The sequence below is a fragment of the Candidatus Binataceae bacterium genome (assembly GCA_035508495.1).
GTDB lineage: Bacteria > Desulfobacterota > Binatia > Binatales > Binataceae > JASHPB01.
Map to the genome: position 1 here is coordinate 1 of DATJMX010000074.1, position 20,653 is coordinate 20,653.

16 protein-coding genes are annotated in these 20,653 nt (G+C 60.9%); 6 read left to right on the forward strand and 10 right to left on the reverse strand.

From position 1 onward, the window contains the following. The first annotated feature begins 179 nt into the window (after positions 1–179). Both VMA09_21670 and VMA09_21675 read left to right on the forward strand, forming a co-directional pair. Positions 180–1,913: an amidohydrolase family protein gene (locus VMA09_21670; GenBank protein ID HUA36231.1), complete on the forward strand. Its 1,734-nt coding sequence runs from the start codon at positions 180–182 to the stop codon at positions 1,911–1,913. Between the two features lie 32 nt (positions 1,914–1,945). Further along, positions 1,946–2,956, forward strand: a complete 1,011-nt coding sequence (locus tag VMA09_21675) for a ribose-phosphate pyrophosphokinase (GenBank protein ID HUA36232.1) — start codon at positions 1,946–1,948, stop codon at positions 2,954–2,956. Positions 2,957–2,972: 16 nt separating this feature from the next. Here the strand turns inward: VMA09_21675 and VMA09_21680 are convergent, their stop codons facing one another. The 6 genes from VMA09_21680 to VMA09_21705 all read right to left on the reverse strand — a co-directional run bounded on the left by VMA09_21680 (position 2,973) and on the right by VMA09_21705 (position 10,960). Beyond that, a complete protein-coding gene (locus VMA09_21680; protein HUA36233.1) occupies positions 2,973–4,304 on the reverse strand; it encodes a hypothetical protein in 1,332 nt (443 codons plus the stop codon). Between the two features lie 626 nt (positions 4,305–4,930). Next, positions 4,931–6,040, reverse strand: a complete 1,110-nt coding sequence (locus tag VMA09_21685) for a DUF917 domain-containing protein (GenBank protein HUA36234.1) — start codon at positions 6,038–6,040, stop codon at positions 4,931–4,933. Beyond that, the gene (locus VMA09_21690; GenBank protein ID HUA36235.1) at positions 6,037–7,563 is read right to left on the reverse strand and encodes a hydantoinase/oxoprolinase family protein; all 1,527 of its coding nucleotides are present in this window, start codon (positions 7,561–7,563) and stop codon (positions 6,037–6,039) included. The genes VMA09_21685 and VMA09_21690 overlap by 4 nt, the downstream gene beginning before the upstream one ends. Before the next feature lie 332 nt (positions 7,564–7,895). Then, complete coding sequence (locus VMA09_21695) at positions 7,896–9,545, reverse strand: amidohydrolase (protein HUA36236.1); 1,650 nt, start codon at positions 9,543–9,545, stop codon at positions 7,896–7,898. Between the two features lie 27 nt (positions 9,546–9,572). Next, positions 9,573–10,118 carry a cysteine hydrolase family protein gene (locus VMA09_21700; protein HUA36237.1) on the reverse strand — a complete coding sequence of 182 codons (546 nt, stop codon included), beginning with the start codon at positions 10,116–10,118 and terminating at the stop codon, positions 9,573–9,575. A 53-nt stretch (positions 10,119–10,171) separates the two neighbouring features. Continuing rightward, on the reverse strand, positions 10,172–10,960 hold the full coding sequence (locus VMA09_21705; protein ID HUA36238.1) for an IclR family transcriptional regulator: 789 nt from the start codon (positions 10,958–10,960) through the stop codon (positions 10,172–10,174). A gap of 45 nt (positions 10,961–11,005) precedes the next feature. Here VMA09_21705 and VMA09_21710 point away from each other — a divergent pair, with 45 nt between their 5' ends. Continuing rightward, the gene (locus VMA09_21710) at positions 11,006–12,187 is read left to right on the forward strand and encodes a CoA transferase (GenBank protein HUA36239.1); all 1,182 of its coding nucleotides are present in this window, start codon (positions 11,006–11,008) and stop codon (positions 12,185–12,187) included. A 16-nt stretch (positions 12,188–12,203) separates the two neighbouring features. Here the strand turns inward: VMA09_21710 and VMA09_21715 are convergent, their stop codons facing one another. The 3 genes from VMA09_21715 to VMA09_21725 all read right to left on the reverse strand — a co-directional run bounded on the left by VMA09_21715 (position 12,204) and on the right by VMA09_21725 (position 16,025). Beyond that, positions 12,204–14,084 carry an NAD(P)/FAD-dependent oxidoreductase gene (locus VMA09_21715; GenBank protein HUA36240.1) on the reverse strand — a complete coding sequence of 627 codons (1,881 nt, stop codon included), beginning with the start codon at positions 14,082–14,084 and terminating at the stop codon, positions 12,204–12,206. A gap of 235 nt (positions 14,085–14,319) precedes the next feature. After that, positions 14,320–15,129 carry a glycoside hydrolase family 19 protein gene (locus VMA09_21720; protein ID HUA36241.1) on the reverse strand — a complete coding sequence of 270 codons (810 nt, stop codon included), beginning with the start codon at positions 15,127–15,129 and terminating at the stop codon, positions 14,320–14,322. 29 nt (positions 15,130–15,158) lie between these two features. Next, entirely contained in the window at positions 15,159–16,025 is an 867-nt protein-coding gene (locus VMA09_21725; protein HUA36242.1) for a hypothetical protein, read from the reverse strand. A 230-nt stretch (positions 16,026–16,255) separates the two neighbouring features. Here VMA09_21725 and VMA09_21730 point away from each other — a divergent pair, with 230 nt between their 5' ends. The 3 genes from VMA09_21730 to VMA09_21740 are packed head-to-tail and all read left to right on the forward strand — an operon-like array spanning position 16,256 to position 19,563. After that, the gene (locus tag VMA09_21730; protein HUA36243.1) at positions 16,256–17,473 is read left to right on the forward strand and encodes a CoA transferase; all 1,218 of its coding nucleotides are present in this window, start codon (positions 16,256–16,258) and stop codon (positions 17,471–17,473) included. A gap of 27 nt (positions 17,474–17,500) precedes the next feature. After that, positions 17,501–18,778 carry an LLM class flavin-dependent oxidoreductase gene (locus VMA09_21735; GenBank protein HUA36244.1) on the forward strand — a complete coding sequence of 426 codons (1,278 nt, stop codon included), beginning with the start codon at positions 17,501–17,503 and terminating at the stop codon, positions 18,776–18,778. After that, entirely contained in the window at positions 18,775–19,563 is a 789-nt protein-coding gene (locus VMA09_21740; GenBank protein HUA36245.1) for an alpha/beta fold hydrolase, read from the forward strand. The genes VMA09_21735 and VMA09_21740 overlap by 4 nt, the downstream gene beginning before the upstream one ends. A 9-nt stretch (positions 19,564–19,572) precedes the next feature. Here the strand turns inward: VMA09_21740 and VMA09_21745 are convergent, their stop codons facing one another. Then, a complete protein-coding gene (locus tag VMA09_21745; protein HUA36246.1) occupies positions 19,573–20,625 on the reverse strand; it encodes an alpha/beta hydrolase-fold protein in 1,053 nt (350 codons plus the stop codon). Between the last annotated feature and the right edge of the window lie 28 nt (positions 20,626–20,653).

Consider the following 20,653-nt stretch of genomic DNA (forward strand, 5'->3'; position numbering starts at 1 on the left):
CCGTCATCGAGCAAGCGCGCGAGCTCCTCGGGCGAATCCCTTAAAACTGACCGATAGGGCTCGATAAGTACCGCTGTTGTGCTGGCGCAGGCGCACTGATTCTTGTTATGAGAAACACAGCGAATAAACGCCACAAAATTAAGTGACGCCATAGTCCTTACCAAGCGGAGGGACCAGGGATGGCTGAATACGACATTCAAATCAAAGGCGGAACGATCGTCGACGGCACGCGCGTTCCGCGCTACCGCGGCGACGTCTGGATCAAGGACGGCAAAGTCGCGCAACTCGGCGGCCGCGCTCCGGGCTTCGCCAAGAAGGTCATCGACGCTGACGGCCTGATCGTCGCGCCGGGATTCATCGATCTGCATACGCATTACGACGCGCAGATTCGGTGGGACCCGTATTGCACGATCTCGGGATGGCACGGCGTGACATCGCTGGTGCTCGGCAACTGCGGCTTCGGCTTTGCCCCGTGCAAGCCGGATTTCCGCGACCGTTCGATGCTGACAATGACCCGCACCGAGGCGATTCCCTACGCCTCGATGAAGGCCGGCATCAACTGGGATTGGGAAACGATTCCGCAGTACATGGATTCGCTCGACCGCTCGCCCAAGGGCGTCAACTGCATCCAGTACATGCCGACCGCGTCGCTGATGACCTACGTCATGGGCCTCGAAGCGGCCAAGACGCGTGTCGCCACTGAGCGCGAGCGCGTTGAGATGGCGCGGATTCTCGACGAAGGCATGGACGCGGGCCTGTGCGGCTTTTCGATCCAGCGCCTCGGTGAGAACTCGGTGCAGGCGGACTTTGACGGTTCGCCGATGGTCACCGACACGATGTGCGACGAGGACATCTTCAATCTCGCGCGCGTTCTCAGAAAGCGCGACGAAGGTTTCATGGAAATTACGCAGGGCACAGGCGACGCGCGCCGCGACCTGACGTTCGTCGAGCAGCTCGCCGATGAATCGCAGCGCCCAATCCTGTGGCAGGCGATCATTCCGACGCGCAACAATCCTGAGATTCATCGCCGCAGCATGCGTTTCGTCGAGCGCAATCGCGCCAAGGGTCGGCAAATCTTCGGCCAGGCGGGAACGGTTCGCTCCGGCTTCGCCTTCACGCTCGAGAACTGGAACCTCTACGACACGCTGCCCGAATGGCGCGTGCTGACCACCGGCACCAAGGAAGAGAAGATCGCCAAGATGCAGGATCCCGCGCTGCGCAAAGCGGTGATCCACGCCAATGACAACTGCGACAACAACTTCAAGGCCATCCAGGCCGGCGTCGGCGGCAACCCCAAGCATCTCATCGTGCAGTGGGTAGAGAACAACGAGGCGCTCGAGAAACACGTCGGCAAGTCGCTCGGCCAGATCGGGATGGAAGAGGGCAAGCATCCGATCGAAGCGATGCTGGACATCGCGGTCGCGACCGATCTCAAGGCCGAGTTCCTGGGCCCCAACCGCGGTTTCAACGCCGACTACATGGCTGAGATCATCAATAACTCGCAGTTTACCTTCCCCGGCGTTTCCGACGGCGGTGCGCATACGAAATTCTTCACTGGCGGCGCGTTCACGACCGACTTCCTGCGCTGGCTGGTTCGTGATGAGCAGAAGATCACGCTCGAAGAAGCGCACTACCGCCTGTCGGCGCTGCCTGCGCATGCGGCCGGATTCCGCGATCGCGGCGTGCTGCGCGAAGGCGCGGCGGCCGATGTCGTCGTTTACGATCTGAAGCGCCTCGGCGTCGAGCCCGACTGGGTCGGCGAGATCGTCCACGATCTGCCGGGCGGCGAATGGCGTCGTGTGCAGCATTCGACCGGCTACCGCTCGATCATCGTGAACGGCGTCGAGACCTTCGATGAAGGCAAGTGCACGGGCGCAACCCCGGGCAAGCTCCTGCGCCACGGCCACGCCTGATCGATTTTCTGATTGCGCACTTAAGAAGGGCGGTGCGATTCGCACCGCCCTTTTCTTTTCAGTTAGGTGGGAAGGGAGAGATGAAACGAAATAAAGAACTCGCGGATGGCATCGTCATCTTTGGCGGCAGCGGCAGTCCCAAGCTGACCCGGAAGATTTGTAAGTACCTGAACACACAGCAGGGGGCCGGAGAGGTATTGCGGTTCTCGGATGGCAATCTGTTTGTGCGGGTCAAGGAAAACGTGCGCGGGCGCGACGTCTATGTCGTTCAATCAACGGTCTTTCCCACCAACGACAATTTCATGGAACTGCTCTTCTGGATCGATGCGTTGAAGCGCGCGAGTGCGAACTCGGTGACCGTCGTGATGCCCTATTTCAGTTATGCAAAGGGTGACAAGAAGGACGAACCGAGGGTTTCAATTCGCGGCCGTGTCTGCGCTGACGCGATCGCGGTGGCGGGAGCCGATCGCGTGGTGACGATGGACTTGCACGCACCTCAGATCCAGGGCTTCTTCCACATTCCGGTCGACGATCTGTACGCGCTGCCGGTGCTCGCTAGGGAGATTCAACGGAGGAAGTTGCCGGACCTCGTTGTCGTCTCGCCTGACACCGGCTTCGCAAAGCAGGCCCGCAAGTATGCATCGCTGCTTGGCACCTCGATCGCGATCGCGGACAAAGAACGCAAGGCGCACGATGAACGTGCCCAGGTCCTCGAGATCATCGGCGAGGTGCGGGGAAAGACAGCTCTCCTGGTCGATGACTTCACGATCTCAACCGGCACGCTGGTCGATGCGGCGGAGAAGCTCGTCGAGCGAGGCGCAACAGCAGTCTACGCGGCGGTGTCTCACGGGGTGTTCGGCGCAGGCTCAATGGAGCGGCTGGAACGCAGTCCTATTCAACGTCTGATAGTGACAGACTCGATCGAAACCCAACCGGTGATCCTTTCACCCAAAGTCGAGGTCGTCTCAGTCGCGCCGCTCTTTGGCGAAGCGATCCGCCGTATCCATGACAGAGAAAGCATCAGCGTGCTCTTGCCGAAGTGAAACCATAGATTGGCCGCTAGAAATAGATCGGATCGACGTAAAGCCCGTGACTGATCGAATCCGCGGGCTCCGCGATTCCCGGACTCCACATGTTGAACGGCTCGGCTTCGCGTCCGAGTGAGCAGAGTCGTGCGCATCCCGGCGACGGCTCGGAGCTGAAAATCGAAAGCGTGTCTATCTTCTCCGCGGCCAGGGTCGTGCACCGGGCACGCAGCAACTTTTCGAGATCGTCCTCGCCGCCGGGAAGAAATCCGTAATCGAGCGCCAGAGCACGGCGCGATACGCTCCGAATGCCTTTGGTTTCGGTGATGACCTTCAGCAGGTCGCCGGCCGGCCATACACCGAGCACCGCGCGATCGGTGAGCAGGATTTGATCCCACGAATAGCAACTCTTTGCGCGTTCGAGCCGCGCCCTGAGCGATTCCACCGTATACGGGACGAACATCTCCTCACGTTGATGTGCTGCGTTAACCAGATTAACTATCCTGCCGGCGTCATCCGGAGTCGCCACTCGTCCGAACGGTGGCCCGGCAAGCTTGGCGCAGGGCAACTGCACTCGAAGTACGATGACGTGCCACTTGTTTGGCGTGTTGGCGAACCCGTGCTGCATGCCCGCATTGTTGACGGCGATATACGCATTGGACCCGTCGACGTCCTTCCAATAATGGTCGAAGGCGCGATTCACCGCGCCCCACAATCCTTTGCGCTGATGCTCCGGCATGACACGGAGATGCGCTACCGTGACAATCGGCCGAATGACGCCCCCGATTCTCACCCGATGCATCGCGCCGCAACTCACTGCGGCTGGCTGGTTGTCGACGAAGGCAATCCCGACCGTTGATTCCTCCATCAGGCGGGCGAAGGCGAAATAGTCATTACCGCGATCGAAGTAAACTGAGGTGTCGCCCAAAACGATCGGGCATTTACGCTCGATCTCCGCGAGCGCGGCCGCATCCGCCTCCGTTGCTCTGCGGACCTCGAGTTTGAAATCGACCTGGCGCTGCCAATCGATCTTGATGATCCGGTTTGGCGCCTGAGTCTCCACCTCGACCGTCAACCACCACTTGTGCCCTTTTTCTGTTGTGATTCCAGCCTTGATCGAAAATTCATCCGCGGTTTCCACGTAAACCTGGGCGAACTTTCCGAGCCGCACTGCGAACGCCCGCCAGTTTTCCCGGTAGTCGTCGAGATTTTCGGCGTTTGCGATTCTCTTCTGCAGCTCAGGAATGTAGTTGGCCCGGTCGTCCAACGACGCCTTCTCACCCGCGGAAATCAGCCGCTCCAGGTACCATCGAAGCTGCTTTCCTGCAACTGTCTGTGGAATCTTTTCCAGCAACAGCGAATCCATGATTGCCCCCTGAAGTCTCTCACCCGGATTTGCTTTTTTGAATATCCAATTCCAGGGCCCTCAATAGATCGAACCAGATTCCGGTGCAAGGTAGTTGCTTCCAATGCCATGAGATCGGGCGCAGACCGATTCGGCAGAAGTGCGTTCTCAGGTCGCGGAATAGAACGGCACGAAAGGGAGCTCGTGGCCGAACGCCGAGCATCGGTGTCGGTTTCGACGAGCGTGATCAAATCGGGAAATCGTCCACGATCTATGCTTCAAGGTGATTGCAAGCTCGTGTGCCACCGCAACGAGGGCCCACATCATGCGGTCGAGCGCCAGGATAGTTCCCATCCGTTGCGGAGCTTGGCTTCTGATGGCCCGCACGTTGATCAGCGCGGCCCAGCACAGCCCCCTAGCCGATCGAACGAGAACCGCGCTCGTCCCCGGCAAACCTCCATAATGCCACCAACAGTTCCCTTGCACTTGCCATGGTCATTGGCCCCTGGCTCCAAGTCTGCCGTCCTGGTGAATTGTCTACTGTCTGACAACAATGGACATTGGGCAGCTATGCGTCAAGTGTTACATTAGTCGCCCGGAACGGATTGCGCCGGCTGGATTACGACCCGGGGAAGGTGGCAGTTTGTCTAGCTCGCTGGATTGAGTGGCACGAAGGGGAGATCGTAGCCGAATGCTGCCGGGCCGACCGAGCGCAGCGCGCGTTCGGTGCGCATCAGGGGTGAGCACGGCAGGCCGAGGATCGTTACGCGCAAGCCGGGGCGCAGAATCTCGGTGCTGACGGGAGCGCCGGTGTCGGTTTCGACCAGCGTGATCAAGTCGGGCACAGTTAGCACAACCTGGTTGTCAACTTTCAGGATGAGGTATTCGTTTTTGAAGTCGATCGCGGCCTGGCGCGCGCGATCGTCGTCGACGCCGTCAATCAGGATGCTCCCCCAATCATGGCCGCCGCGAAATGTGCGCTGCACGTCCGCGATCTTTCCGCCGATGAAACGGCGGCCATCTGCGACGCGGCAAATCGCGGCCGCGGGATTTTCGTGGCTCGCGCGTGCAGCTTCGACTGCGCGCCCGATTTTGAGCGAAAGCGAAATCGTTCCGCGGATCAGCGTTCGGCTAAGCGATTCGTGATCGTATGCGGCTGTCATGTAAATCAGACCGCCGTTGTCGGCGCACACGCGGCGCAATGCTCGTTCGAGCTCGATGCCGGGTGGATCCGACGGCGCCCGCTCTCTGCCTGAGTCCGGCATTCCAGCCATGAGGAGGCCGCGATCGCCGCTTAGCGCAGAAGGCAGGCCTCGGGTCGTGCCGTAAATCGCAAACGTGCTCATCTGCACTTCCGGAAAGGCGCGACCGATGCTGTCGCCATCGAGCAGCGGCACGCCGCATTGCGCCGCGAGCAGCAGCGGAAACATGCACTGCAGGCCGCCGATCTCGACGGCGAAAAACGCGCCGACTTTACCCCGCAGAGCATCGCGCACCGACTTGAACCCGCTTTGCAGCGCGAGCAGGCTGGGAGGTTTCTCCAGACATACGAGCGGCGCGCCGATTGCCGCCGAAGTAATTGCATACGATGACGGGTCCATCTCGTCGATACCGATAACCGTTACCGACGCATCGTCGGCAAGGAGGCGATTGGCAGCGAGCTGTCCGTAGTAAGAATTTCCGCCGCCGCCCGTACCAAGTACAGCGGAGCCAAGCGCAAGAGCTGGAATGTCCCGCCGTGTGATCGCGTAGCTCACTGGGAAGACTCTTCGATGTCACCAATGGCGCGCGCCCGCACGCGCATCGCATCGGCGGCAAGGTAGGAAAGGGCGGCGTCTTCGAGTTCGACGGTGATCGTTGAACCTGGCGCCGCGCCTGCGGCGACGGCCCGCCGATGCGCCTCCTGCTCGGCGCGCGACAACGCTTCGGCGCGCGAGACTTCCGCCGCCGCGAAGGTCAGGTCGGCTTCGCCGCCCACCTGCGCCATCGCCGCGCCGAGCGCGTTGGCGATTCCGGCGTGAGCTGGACAGATCACGGTTCGCCCGAGCGATCGCAGCAACTCTTCGATCAGCGCCGCGCCGCCGCCGACGAGAACAACAGGCAGTTGCTGATTGGCTCGCTCATAGTTTTCGAGCAGCCGTTCGAGGCGCCGGCGCAGATGATTATCGACGCGCGCCATCAGTTCGCGATCGAGATTGGCGACGCGAGCAGGATCGCCGATCGCAAGCCGCCCCGCGGCGACGGCGACATCGGTCAACGTCAGCGTGTTGCCGCCGAATACGAGCGCCTCGCTGGTGAGCCGGAAGCCGACGCTTCGCGGGCCGACCGCGCCGCTGGCTTCGTCAACGAGGCTGCCGCCGCCGATGCCGATCGAATAGAGATCCGGCATCCGAAAATTCGTGCGCACTCCCGCGACCGTCAGCTCGAGTCCCGCCGGTTGCGGATAGCCGCCATGGATCACCCCGGCGTCGGTCGTCGTTCCGCCGACGTCGAGCACGATCGCGTCGCGCGCGCCGCCGAGTATCGAAGCGCCGCGGAGGCTGTTCGTCGGTCCCGACGCGACCGTGAAGATTGGCATCGTGGACGCGCTGTCGCTTCGGACCACGGTGCCGTCGTTCTGGCTGATAAAGAGCCGCGTCGAAACGGCATCGTGGTAGGCTGCGATCGTGCGCGCGGCGAGCGGCCGCAGCATCGCGTTGAGGAGCGTGGCATTCTCGCGCTCGATGATCCCGAAGCGCCCGATGCGATGCGACATCGTGATCGCGAGTGCAGGGTTCTCCTTGCGCAGCCATTTCGCCGCCTGAATTTCGTCGTCGGGATGCGAGGTCGCGAATACTCCTGTGACTGCTGCCTGCGTGATTCGATCTTCGGCGAGCGCGCGCGCCACGTCCCGAATCGCCGCGCGATCGAGCGTGCCGATCGGGCGCCCGTCGAATTCGCGTCCGCCTTCGATGAAGAAACTTCGCGTTCGAGTCGCGGCGCGCAAATCCTCGGGCCAATCGCAGGTCGGCGGCAGCGATTGCGATACAGGTCCACCCAATCTCACTGCGGCGGCGGGCGCGAGCTCGCGCCGTTCGACGAGCGCGTTGGTAAAGCTGGTAGTTCCGATATGCACGCGCTGCGCGGAAGCGGCGTCGCCGAGTTGCGCGAGCGCTTCGACGATGCCGCTGCGCACATCCGTAGTCGTGGGGACTTTGGCAAATGCGGCGATTTGGCCGTCGCGAACGAGGACCGCATCCGTGTTCGTGCCGCCCACGTCGATTCCGGCCACGATTTTCATCGGCGATTAGATTGCGTTCTCAAATTTTTGGTCCCCAAAATTTTAGGGGCGAACGATCCGTCAGATCAAGGCACGAGCCAATCCTGTTTGATGGCTGCGTGCAGGCGGAGTTGAAAAAATTTTACCATGCCCGTACGCGTTAGACTTCGATGTTATCGCTGCGGTGACCTGCTGGTTCCCAAGCGCCGTTCGCTGTTCGGCATTCCACTTGGCGCGAAGATGCCTCACGCGATCTGCGATCGCTGCGTCGCGGAGATCAATTCGTTCCAGGTTCGAATCGACCGCTGGTTGCGTACGACCCGCGCGCACTAACCGGAGCGCGACGGCTTCGGTCACTGCCGTTGATACACTTCGCGTCCTTCGAAGAAGGTCGTGAGTACCTTCACGTCGGCGATATCGCTCGGCGCGACTTCGAAGAGATTGCGATCCAGCACCACCAGGTCGGCTGATTTACCAACCGCGATCGAGCCGGTTATGTCGCCCATGCCCATCGCTCGCGCGGGATTTACCGTGTAAGCGGCGATCGCCGTCGGAAGATCGAGCGCCTGTTCCGGCCACAACGCGCCATCGAATCGACCACTCGGATTACGCCGCGTCACGAGGCCTTCCAGCCCCGACCACGGATCGGGATTCGGCACCACCGGCCAATCGGTGCCGGTCGCGATCAGAACGCCCGCGTTGTTGAGATCGCGATTCGGCCAGTAGGTTCGGACGCGCTCGCCGACGGCCTGCTCGATACCGTCGATGATCTGATTGGGGAACCACAGAATCGGCGACAGATCGGCGACCACGTTGAGTTCCTTGAAGCGCGCGACGTCGGCGGGATCAACGAATCCGGCATGCGCGATTTGATGCGTGAGCCTCGTCGGTCCTTTAAACGAGCGCACCACGTCGATTGCGTCGAGCGAGGTGCGAACCGCGGCATCGCCGGCGCAATGGATTTTCACCGCGAGGCCGCGATCTTCCTGCTTGGCAATCAGGCGCGCGAGCTCGGGCAGATTTTTGATCGTCGCGCCGCGAAAGCAGCATCCGTGCGCCTTGTCGGGCAGGTAAGGTTCGATGAACGCCGAGGTGCGCGACATCGGCACGCCGTCCATGAAGATCTTGACGTAGCTCGCGCGCACGTGCGGGCTCGCAAAGCTGGCGCGCTGGTCGATCAGGTCGTCGCCGGCCGAGCCGCCCAGGAACGGGACCCGATCTGCGAGCATCGAGCCCACCACCCACGCGGAGAGCTTTCGCTGCTTGTCGAGGATGTTGTACGCGGACATCACTGCGCCCGACGCGGCGGCGTCCTGAAAGCCGGTGACACCGTACGAGTTCAGGATTTCGATCGCGCGCGCGACCGCGGCCACGTCCATTTCGATCGATTGCGGACTCGATGCTAGAACTGCGGATTCGACTTTTCCGGTCGCAGCTTCGAACAGCAGTCCGACCGGAGCGCCACTCGCTTCGTCGCGGACGATCACTCCGTCATGCGGATTGGGCGTGTCGGCGCCGATACCCGCCAGTTCCAGCGCTCGCGAGTTGACCCATCGATTGTGCACGCTGTCATCGCGCAGCATCACCGGATGTCCTTCGCTCGCGTCGTCAAGCGCGCGCAGCGTGTCGAGCGAGGCTAGAGCGTCGGTGAAGTTGCTGCCCCACGAGCCGCCTACGATCCATGCGCCGGGCTTGGCTTTGCGCGCCTCCGCACGAATCACGGCGAGGACTTCATCGAGCGAAAGCGTTGGCAGGAAACGGCATTCGTAAAGGTCGGCGCGGCCGCCGAGCAGCGGATGCACGTGAACGTCGTTGATTCCCGGCATCGCCATGCGCTGCTTGAGATCGATGACGCGAGTGTTGGGACCGACGAATGATTTGACGTCGCTGTCGGCGCCGACGAATTCAATCTTGCCGTCGCGAATCGCGAGCGCCTCGGCCCACGGCCGAGGCGAATCGACGGTGTATATTTTCCCGTTTTGCAGAACCAGATCAGCAGTCATTTGATTACTCGGAACGATCAGAAGATCTCACGAAAGAAATTCGCTGGTGGTCGTAACCTTGCCGTAGCCGAACGCGAGGCCGGCCATGAATGCGGCGTGAACCTGCGCGGCGGGAACGGTGGTGCCGTTGAACTCGAGATTCATCGTCGCGCACGCGTCGTGAACTATCACCGCGTTGTAGCCGAAATCGGCAGCAGCGCGGCTGGTCGCGTCGATACACATGTGACTCATCGCGCCGACGATGACGATGTCCTTGACTCCCTTCGTATCGAGCACCTGCTTCAGCTCGGTGTCGCGGAACGAATTTGGATAGTGCTTGAGGATGACCGGCTCGCCCTCGCGCGGACGCACCGCGGAATTGATCTCAACGCCACTCGTGCCGGGTGTAAAAACGGGCGCGTTCGCGCCCGCGCCTTCATGACGGATATAGATGACCTCGTCGCCTTTGGCGCGCGCCGCTTCGATCACCTTGGCCGCGTTGGCGGCGGCCTCATTGATACCGACCAGCGGCAACTTGCCCGTCGGAAAATACTCGTTCTGGATATCGACCACGACAACCGCGCGCTTGCTCATCAGGTCCGCCTTCCGTGCAGGTGAGGATGAAGTCGAGCGCAGTATAGATCGCGTCAACCAGTTTCCGCGAGCAGGGAACTGATTTTCTTGGCCGCGGCGCGGACCAGCTTTCCATATTCGTTTATCAATGAGTCCGGAAAGCGTGTCGCGGGACAGGAGATCGATAATCCCGCAATCGGCTGGCCGGGACTCAGGTAGATCGGCGCAGCAACGGCGCGAATTTGTATATCGAGCTCGCCATCGTTCAAGGCGAAGCCGCGTTTCCTGACGAGCTCGAGATCGCGAGCCAGGGCGCGGGAATCCTTCAATGACTTGGGCGTCCATGTTTCGAGATGGCGATTCAGATATTTGGCCTGCTCAGCCTTTGGCAGATGAGCCAGGATCGCCTTGCCGTTGGAGCTCAGATGCATCGGCGCCGTCGCGCCCAACTGACGGACCGTGCGCAACGGCTGCGGCGAATCGAGGCGCTCGATCAATACGACGTCGTCTCCATCGCGCAGCGTCAGATGGATCGTCTCCTGGGTGCGGGCGCGCAAAGTTTCCATCACCTCGAGCGCAACCTCGCGCAGGCCGGGTGCAGGCTGCAGCTGGCGGGCGAGGGTCAAAACTCTGGCACTCAAGGTCCAACGCCGCCGGCCATCAATCTCGACCGGCCGGATCCATCCAGCCTCGTGCAAAGTTACGAGATTTCGCTGCACGGTCGATTTGGGCTCGCCGGTTTCGCGCGCCAGCTCGCTGACGCCAACCTGTCCGGCAGCACCTACCAGTTCGAGAACTTTCAGGGCGGTTTTGACGCTCTCCATGTCGAGTTGACAGCGGGGACGGATTTTCTTATGTTCCATAACATAGAACATAATGTTCCACAATACGGCACGAGGTTTACGAGCATGAAGACGACCGGCGCGCTGAATGGCCTTAGAGTCCTCGACTGCACCCACGTGCTGGCGGGAGCCTGGTGTTCGCTGATCCTGGCCGACCTTGGTGCTGACGTGATCAAGATCGAGCCGCTCAGCGGCGACCTGACGCGCGGCCAGCCCGACAACCCGTTCAAGGCGTTCGATTTCGTCAATCGCAACAAGCGCGCGATCACAGTCGATATCACGTCGCCCGAGGGCGCGGACGTGATGCGCCGGCTGGCGAAGGACGCCGACATTTTCGTCGAGAACTATCGGCCCGGCGTGATGGCCAAAGCGGGTCTCGACTACAAAGCGCTGGCCGAGATCAATCCGCGCCTGATCTACGCGTCGGTTTCCGGTTTTGGCCAGACCGGTCCCTATCGCAATCGGGGTGGCCTTGACCTGGTGGCGCAGGCGATGAGCGGGATCATGAGTTACGTTGGCGATCCGAATTCGACGCGTCCGAGTTCGACCGCAGTTCCGATTGCCGATCTGAACGCGGGAACTTTCGCCGCGCTTGGGATACTCGCCGCCGTTCATCACCGAACCACCACTGGCGAGGGACAGTACGTCGAGACCTCGCTGCTCGAAGCTGCTGCGGCATACACCGTCTGGGAGTCGGGAATGTTCCTGACGACTGGCACCGTGGCCAAGCGCAACGGCTCGCGGCACCGGCTGGCCGCGCCCTACGAAGCGCTCAAGACCGAAGACGGATATCTCGTCGTCGGAGTTAGTAACCAAAAATTATGGGGTCGCTTGTGTGAGGCGCTCGATCAGCCTGGCCTGGCGGACGATCCGAACTTCAAGCGGCCTTCCCTGCGCCTGACGAATCGCGATGCGCTCCAGGCGAAACTGGAATCCGTCCTGGCTCGCAACACTACGGCGTACTGGGTCGAGAAGATCGCGGGCAAAGGCGTGCCCTGCGGACCGATCAACGATATCGGGCAGGCGCTATCCGATCCGCAACTCACGGATCGGAAGTTTCTCGCCGAGGTCGATGAGCGGCGCTTCCCGCGCACTCCGCTAACTCTTTCGAAGACGCCGGTCGCCGTGAGCCGTGGCCCCGCGATGCTGGGTCAGCATACGCGCGAGGTGCTCGCCGCGGCTGGGTTCGACGCCGATGCGATCGATCGCCTCGTGCAGAGCGGTATCGTTTCGGAGCCGCGAGTTTAGTCGCGATCGGCGCCGTTCATTTCCCGGTCAGCGAGTCGGGCCTTTCCTCGAAGATGTAGGGCTCGAGGCTCGATTGCGCTGCGACGCGGTACTTATGCCATCTGCCGCCGCCATAGTACGCGAGGCTGCCGGGCGCCGCGTTGCCTTCGCCATTGTAGTAGGAGATGCAATCGCGCAGCGGCGCAGTCGCGATATCAACGTCGCGGCAATGAATGGCGTAGTCTTCTTCCGGTTCCTTGCGGACATCGACAATTCGCGCTGCGCGATCGCGCATCGTCTGCATCAACCAGACGAGATAGTCGCCGTGCGCGTCGATCGCGTCGGTGAAGTTGAAGCTGCCGCCGCCGCCCTGCGGACCGGTCACGATAAACAGGTTGGGGAAGCCGTGGCTATGCAGTCCCAGGAACGTCTTGGTGCCCTCGGTCTCCCACTTCTCCTTGAGCGTGCGGCCGCCGCGGCCCGTTACCATGTTGAAGGTCGAGGTCCCCATCCACTGGAAGCCTGTCGCGTAGATCAGCACATCGAGCGGATATTCGACGCCCTCATGGACGACGCCGCGCTCGTTGATCTCGCTCACTCCGCGCGGAGCGGTGTCCACCAGATGCACATTTGCCAGGTTGAACGTCGGCAGGTATTCATCATGGAACGTCGGCCGCTTGCATCCATATGGATAGTACGGCTTGAGCGCCGCCGCCGTTTTCGGATCCTTGACGATCGCGTCAACGCGGGCGCGGATCTGCTCCATGATTCGGAAGTTGGCGTCGAGCTGCTTCTGGATCAGCTCCTCGGGGCTGATTGGCTTATCGTGTTTCTTGGGCTCTTTGATTTCCGTGATCTTGCCGGCGAGGTAATCGTCGTTGGCCTGGATCGCCGTGCGGCCCGCCGAGATCTTCGCGAAACGGGCGCGCCTGGCGCGGGCCCATCCGGGCTCGTTGGCCCACGTCTGTCGTTCATCCTCGGTCGTCGCTCGCTGATCGCGCACATCAATTGAGGACGGTGTGCGTTGGAATACGTAGAGCTGTCCGACAGTCTTGGCGAGCTCAGGTATTGCCTGTACCGCCGTCGCGCCCGTGCCGATGATGCCGACGGTCTTGCCGCGCAGGTCGACGTTGTAGTCCCAGCGCGAGGTGTGGAACGACGTCCCCTTGAATTTCTCCATCCCGGCGATGCGCGCGAGCTTCGGGGTCGTGAGGATGCCGTTGGCGAGGATCACGAATCGCGCGCGCATCTTGTCGCCGCGATCGGTCTCGACGATCCAGCGGCCCGATTTCTCGTCCCAAGTCGTCGATTGGACCGTGGTGTGGAACAGGCAGTGGTCATAGAAGCCGAACTTCTGCGCCATGCCCTGGCAGTACTCGAGGATTTCGAAGCCCGACGCGAACTTCATCGAGGGGACGTAGCCCATCTCCTCGAGTAGCGGGAGGTAACTGTAGGATTCGACGTCGCACGCGATTCCGGGATAGCGATTCCAGTACCATGTGCCGCCCACGTCGCCGCCCTTCTCGCAGAAGCGCACGTCGGTGAAACCGGCCTGGCTCAGCTTGTGCCATAGCAGTAGACCGCCGAAGCCGGCGCCGACCACCAGGATCTCGCATTCGTCAGTAAGCGCCTCGCGCTCGATCGGCGGCTCTGAATAGACGTCATCGAGATATTTCTTGAACTCGCCTTCCATCGACATGTAGTCGGCGGCGCCGCGGCGGGCTTCCTTGAACGATCGGTATTTTGCCTGCTCTTCAGCATTGAAGGTCGCACCCGGAGGAAGCTCCGGCAGCTCCTTCAGCTTCTGATCGGCGAGGACCGAGTAGCCCTGGCCGGTGATCTTTTCCGACGCTTTGGCGGCGCGAGTGTTGAAGATTTTCCGGCCTGTCTCAGGATCGATACGGACAGCTTCGCTCATTTGAATCCTCGCCGATTAAATACGGTTCTCTCGTTCGAGATGCCGTTTTTGCAGAGCCTGGATCTAAATCCGCGACGTGCTTCGCGCGGTCAGCCCTGACGCTTCCTAACCATTCGACAGTTGAACAATTTTCGTCACAGACACGCTAATGCGGACAGGCTCTACGCGTCAAGGACGCCGGATCGCTCGGGCGCGCGGCTGGAGTTGGCATTCGCCGCGCCCGACGCGACGAGCCTCATCGCTGCAGGAAAAATCTCGCGCGCGCGGCGATGCGTTTGCGGTCGTCGAGTCCGTTCAGGCCGCCGTTGATCTTCCGGGTGATAGTCTCGATATCGTCCGCGTCCGCATACTGATTCAAATTGTGGGTGTCCCAGTACCAGGCCGCGACGTCCACCGCGAGGTCCGGGTCGGTGGCGACTCGCGTCCATTGATTATTCGTGACCAGGTCGACGCCAATAGCATTTCCGTAATTCTGATAGTTGGTGCGCCCCGTAAGTTGAATGAGGCCGCGGCCTTTAAATCGCTCCCCATCGCCGGGCTGCGTGTTGCCAAGGTCTTTGCGGCCTTCATAGGCGGCGCCGCTCGCAATCTCTTCGGTATAGCGCAGCTCGCCGCTCTCATGCCCGACTTGTGCAAGGAAATGCAATTGGCGAAGCGGAGTGGATATATCGCGCGCGATCATTTTAGCTAAAACCGCGGGCGCGAATTTAAGTACATTCGCATCCGTTGCATTTATCATAGTGCCCTTGAGCTTTGCTGAACTGAATCCGGCTGGGAGTGTAGCGCGGAGTTTCGCCAGGGTGGCGCCGTTTGGAATGACAACTCCGTCGGGCGTGGTCACGCCAACCACGGTGCGCTGAAAAGACTCGATCGCCGCTATCGTGGACGGGCCGACTTCACCGTCTTCTGCCAACGGAGGATTTGACGGAGCGCTCAAATTGAGCAGAAGCTGCACGGTTTTAACATCGAGCGGCGAGTTATTTCCGTTCTTTCCGACGCTGTTTGAAATACACATTTGCTGTTCCTCCTTTCCTGGTATCGCCATGCCGCTCTAACGCATATGCGACATTAAAACTAGGCTGCGGCGCCCATCCCTGACGCTTTCTCCGCGGGGCTCGGGCCGGATCCTTTTAAGCGCACGACTCGCTCCAGCGCGTCGAACCAGAACGGCGCGCCGAACAGAGTGGCGATCGCGGTTATGAGCCATCCGGCCACCGTATCTAACCCCTCCGGGGTCTTGAGGTTATTGAATTTCTTTATGCTCCAGCCGATCGGCATACCAACGCCGTAGAGTTTGTCGAAAGCGCCCTGCGCATCCATGGGGCTGGATGGGGCAATCGTTCTGGCTAATAGCGGCTGCGTCCACAATGCCTTGCTGATGTCAGTCGCGCTGATATTCAGGCCAATAGCTAGAATCAGCGCGATTATAAAGGAGCAGAACTGGATTTTTCTCTTGTACGCGCCTCCAACCCGATCCATCCCATTGTCGAACCAGGTTGCAATCTGGTGCCTGACGTTGTTGACATCGCCGCCTGCGCGCTCGACGACTCCGAGTAGAAGAACCCGCAACTGATTATCTTTGACGTTTTCGAGAATAGTAGATCTGATATTCCCCGGCGCCGCGCTGCTAATACCCGTTATGTCGATTAACGCATCCGCGAAGTGAGACGGATCGATGTATGCGGGCAGATTTTTCAGGTCACTTGCCGATTCTGCTTTCCCGTCGTCGCGCGGACTGACCATCGCGTGATTGTAAATTTGCAGCGCCAGGCCCGAAAAGTTCTGGTCATTCAGAAGATCCTTGACGCCTTGCAGCAGCGTCGCCGCGCGCCAACTGAGAATCGAAGCCAATGCTTCGGTTGCAGTACTCACTGCCAGGCTCACCGCTAGAAAAGTAAAAACAACCCCGACGGCCACATCGAGGACAGTGCTATTGAACATTCAGTAACCCTCCTCGTCACGCGGATTCGATCGGCGATGACTTTTCACACAGCGGCTGCGCACGGTCAACCGCAATGGCGCGCGAGTGGCGCAACGACGCGAATACCCAGTTTCAGCGAGCTCGCGCGGCTCGACAGGCTGCCGGTCGGTATTTCGCCGCCAGTTTCGAGCGCTTGTTTTTCTGTCTTGACGATGCGATGCGTGGGGGCGCGATAAGAGGCGCAGAATTTATGGCATCGCAGCGCATGCTCGAAGGCTTCCGCGTGCTCGACTTCACCCAGGTGCTGGCGGGGCCAACCACGACTCGCTATCTGCGCGAGATGGGCGCCGAGGTAATCAAGGTCGAGTTTGCGCCCAAGGGCGATATCGCACGCGCCGTGCCTCTCATCCGCGAGGGCCGAAGCGGCTACTACGTGCAGCAGAATCTTGGGAAGAAGAGTCTCTGTCTCGATCTCAAAAGTCCGGCGGCTGCTGAGATCATTCGTGCTCTGATTCCCAAGATCGACATTATTGTCGAGAACTACGCGCCCGGTGTGATCTCACGGCTCGGCTTCGGCTACGACGCGGTCAAAGCGCTGAATCCAAAAATTATCATGTGCTCGATTTCGACCTTCGGGCAGAATGGCCCGCTCGCGAATCGTCCCGGCTATGATTTCATCGGGTGTGCATATTCAGGCGTGCTCAGCATGATCGGCGAGCGCGACGGCGCGCCGTCCATTCCGGCGGTCGGGCTCGGCGATATATCGACGGGCGTGCACGCGCTATCGGCGATCCTGGCGGCAATCATTCATCGCGAGCGCACGGGCGAGGGTCAATACCTCGAGACCTCGCTGCTGGATTGTTACTTCAGCTACCACGATCTACCGGTGCACGCGGTGAGTATGAGCCATGGAGAGGTGTCGCCGCGTCGCAACGGAGCGCACCACTACGCGATGGCGCCCCTCGGAATCTTCAACGGCAAGCGTCATCCGATTCTGATCATGGCGGGCACCGAGCATCAGTTTCCTTATCTGTGCCGCGCGATGGGCCGAGCGGAGTGGGTTAGCGATCCGCGCTTCTGCAACAACACGGCGCGGATGGCGAATGCTGTTGAGCTCAGGCGCCTCATCCAGGAATGGATCGACGCGATGCCGTCGGACGACGACGTCTATCGGCTTTTCGAGGAGCACCGGGTCCCGTTCGCTGAGGTGCTGTCGACGGAAGAGGCGATGGCGCATCCACATCTGCGCGAGCGCGAGATCGTACGGAACATCGACGATCCCATCCTGGGACAATTGGTCGTGCCGGGATTTCCGTTGCGATTTTCCGGCTACGGCCGTCACCCAAACACGCAAGCCCCAACCCTCGGGCAGCATAATCAGTCAATACTAAGTGAGTATCTAGGATACTCACCCGAACGAATCGCGGCGCTGGAGCGCGAAGGTGTACTGCATCGCGGCGAGAGATGAACTACTAAGTATAAGAGGTGTGAGCCGATGAAAACGATCTGGTTCCATATGCAAGGCTATCGCGACCTGCCCGACGATTTTCGCGACCGTTACGAGAGCATCTGGGTCGATCCGCCCAACGACGAGCTTTGCCATTCGCCCGAAGTCGCAAAGTATCTGCATTGGAATCTCGACGAGCTCGAGATGGCCGACGATCTCGGCTTCGATGGGCTCGGTCTCAATGAGCATCATCAGAACGGGTACGGCTTTCCGATTTCGCCCAACCTGATCGCGTCGGTGCTCGCACGGCGCAAGTCCGATGCGGCTCTCGTCGTGCTCGGCAACACGATTCCGCTTTACAACCCCCCGATTCGCGTTGCCGAGGAGTTCGCGCTGCTCGATTGCCTGAGCGGCGGCCGCCTCGTCGCCGGATTGCCGGTTGGATCGCCGATGGATACGACGGGCTGCTACGGAATCCCGCCGACGCAGGTGCGGCCGCGATACTACGAGGCGCACGATCTCATCAAGCAGGCATGGACGCGGCCCGGCCCGTTTGCGTTCAACGGCCGATTCACAAAATTGCGGTACGTCAATCCGTGGCCCAAGCCGCTGCAGAAACCGCATCCGCCGATCTGGCTCGCGGGCGGAGGATCCGTCGAGACCTGGAAGTTCGCGACCGATAACGACTACACCTACAGTTATCTCAGCTTCATGGGTCACAAGTACGCGAAGGTCCTGATGGACGGGTACTGGGACTCGGTTGAAAAGGCGGGGATGGACGACAATCCGTATCGCGCCGGATTCGCTCAACTGGTTGTGGTGGCGGATACCGATGCGGAAGCGGAGCGCATCTACCTGAAGCATCTGCGCAATTTCTATTCGAAGTCGCTGTACGTGGCGCCGCATTTCGGCAACGTGCCGGGCTTCATGACCAAGCGCAGCTTCGAATTTCAGCTGAAGCATCGCGGCGCGAGCGCGTTCAATTTCGACTTCAAGCCGCACGAGGCGACGTGGGCGCAGCTGGTTGAGAACTCGCGCATGGTCATCGGCGGCAGCCCCGCGACCGTCGCGGATCAGATCGAAGAAGCGGTGCGTAATATCCGCGTCGGCCATCTGATGGTCATCCTGCAAATCCAGTCGATGGATCCCGAGCTGACCGCATACAGCTCCGGCCTCTTTGCGGAGAAGGTGCTGCCGAAGATCAAGGGCATTTGGGACAAGGAGGGCTATGCCGATCGATGGTGGCCGCAGGGCGCGACGCGCAATCAGCCGCGCACGACCCAAAAGTCACCGGCACAAGCTGAGCGCGCAAAGGTGCAAGCATGAATACGGAACTGACGCAGCATATAGCGATGCCGGGCGGATTCGCCGCGAACCCGGTGCTGGTCAAGGGATACGGCGCGCCGGTCGTTTATCTTCATGGCCCGTTCGGGCAGGAGTGGGACGGCTTCCTCGACGATCTCGCGGCGCATCGGCGCGTTTACGCTCCGTCGCACGCGGGCGCCGAGGAGACCGAGGACCTCGATCAGCTCGATGGAATTCCGGACCTGCTGCTTTACTACGATGACCTCTTCGATCGCCTCGGTTTGGAAAAAGTCGATCTCGTCGGGCATTCGTTCGGCGGGATGGTCGCCGCCGAGTATGCGGCCACGTTTCGCGATCGCGTCGGCAAGCTCGTGCTGATCGATCCGATGGGACTCTGGCGCGACGAGGCTCCCGTCGCAGACCATCTGCTGGTTGCACCGCAGAAGCTGGTGAAGCTGCTGTTCAGCGATCCTGCGAAATCGGAAGTTGCGGCCAAGCTGGCGATGCCGTCGGAGCAGGACGCGATGGACGCGGCGATCGTACGGCGCTTTGGCGCGCTCGCAAGCACCTCGCATTTCATCCATCCGATACCGGAGCGCGGGTTGAAGCGCCGCCTGCGCCGCATCAAGGCCGACACCCTGATCGTATGGGGCGCCAAGGATGCGCTCGTGCCGCCGGCCTATGCCAACGACTTCGCCAAGCTGGTTCCAGGCGCCAAGGTTCAACTGATTGTTAACGCCGGCCACTTCCCGCAGGTCGAGCAGCGCCAGGAAGTTTCCGACGAGGTGATTCGATTCCTGTCCTGAAGCGCCGCGCTAAGACTTCTTGAACGGCAGAACGCCATAGCGTCGATTCGTGGTTGAATCGATTTTGGTAGTCCGTTCTCTGGCCGATGCGAGCCATCGCCGGTACGCGCGAATCATCGCGGGACTTGCCGCATCGATAACCGGCGGAGTGCCCCTCAATCCGCTTTCCATGAATTCAACCCAGGCGCGCTCCTCCGCGGTGGGCTCATCTTCCTGACCCTTCGGCGCCGTCAGGATCGATCCCACCCACGAATACGCGGCGCGCATCCGCGGTCCCAGCGTCGGCCCGACGTGATCGGCGCCGCGGGCGACGCGGTACTCGTGTGCAATATCGAGGTCCCACAGCACGCGATGTAGAAACTCGGCGCCGTCGTGCAGATTGAACACGTCCTGGTCGGCGGCCTCGACGAAGATCGCAAGACCGCTCGCGCGGATCGCGTCCGCGTTGGCGATCGCGAGATTCGCCGGATTGTTCGCATCGAAGAGCGCCGCGTCGCGATTTTTGCCGATCAACTTGTCAGCGGTGTGATCGCCGCCCGCATCCATTACAAGAGGATAGAAGAAGCGGTTGCGCTCTCCGACCTCATCGACGCGCAGCGCGGGATCGAGCGCCGGCTCGAGCGCCGCGACAGCCGCAAACTGTTCTGGATGCCGGAAGGCAATTCTCAAACTGCCATGGCCGCCCATCGAGACGCCGCTGATCACGGTCGAATCGCGATCGGCGCGAAGATTGTAGGTGCGGCGCAGATGCGCGATGAAATCCAGCGCGATGAAGCGCTCCCAGCTCGCGCTGCCGTCAGCATGATCCAGGTAAAATCCGAGCGGGCTAGTGCTGGCGGACGCGAACACCATCGGCGGTATCGCTTTGTTCGCCCACAAATCGTCGAACAGAGCCTTAGAATCGATCATGTTCTGATGATTCCCGCCGCCGCCATGCAGCACGAGGCACAGCGGCATCGGACCGCTCCTCTCGTAGCCGGGAGGCAGAATGACGCCGTAAGGCACGCCCTTGGGCGCGAAGTCGACTTGCACCTTCGATACTTCGACGCGCGAACTTTCCATGCCCGGACAATCCGAAAAATCGATGCGC

Excerpts from the sequence above, each read along its gene's own strand:
- VMA09_21670 (HUA36231.1), top strand. The coding sequence starts at position 180 with ATGGCTGAATACGACATTCAAATCAAAGGCGGAACGATCGTCGACGGC.
- VMA09_21680 (HUA36233.1), bottom strand. The coding sequence starts at position 4,304 with ATGGATTCGCTGTTGCTGGAAAAGATTCCACAGACAGTTGCAGGAAAG.
- VMA09_21690 (HUA36235.1), bottom strand. The coding sequence starts at position 7,563 with ATGAAAATCGTGGCCGGAATCGACGTGGGCGGCACGAACACGGATGCG.
- VMA09_21695 (HUA36236.1), bottom strand. The coding sequence starts at position 9,545 with ATGACTGCTGATCTGGTTCTGCAAAACGGGAAAATATACACCGTCGAT.
- VMA09_21700 (HUA36237.1), bottom strand. The coding sequence starts at position 10,118 with ATGAGCAAGCGCGCGGTTGTCGTGGTCGATATCCAGAACGAGTATTTT.
- VMA09_21705 (HUA36238.1), bottom strand. The coding sequence starts at position 10,960 with ATGGAACATAAGAAAATCCGTCCCCGCTGTCAACTCGACATGGAGAGC.
- VMA09_21710 (HUA36239.1), top strand. The coding sequence starts at position 11,006 with ATGAAGACGACCGGCGCGCTGAATGGCCTTAGAGTCCTCGACTGCACC.
- VMA09_21715 (HUA36240.1), bottom strand. The coding sequence starts at position 14,084 with ATGAGCGAAGCTGTCCGTATCGATCCTGAGACAGGCCGGAAAATCTTC.
- VMA09_21720 (HUA36241.1), bottom strand. The coding sequence starts at position 15,129 with ATGGCGATACCAGGAAAGGAGGAACAGCAAATGTGTATTTCAAACAGC.
- VMA09_21725 (HUA36242.1), bottom strand. The coding sequence starts at position 16,025 with ATGTTCAATAGCACTGTCCTCGATGTGGCCGTCGGGGTTGTTTTTACT.
- VMA09_21730 (HUA36243.1), top strand. The coding sequence starts at position 16,256 with ATGGCATCGCAGCGCATGCTCGAAGGCTTCCGCGTGCTCGACTTCACC.
- VMA09_21735 (HUA36244.1), top strand. The coding sequence starts at position 17,501 with ATGAAAACGATCTGGTTCCATATGCAAGGCTATCGCGACCTGCCCGAC.
- VMA09_21740 (HUA36245.1), top strand. The coding sequence starts at position 18,775 with ATGAATACGGAACTGACGCAGCATATAGCGATGCCGGGCGGATTCGCC.
- VMA09_21745 (HUA36246.1), bottom strand. The coding sequence starts at position 20,625 with ATGGAAAGTTCGCGCGTCGAAGTATCGAAGGTGCAAGTCGACTTCGCG.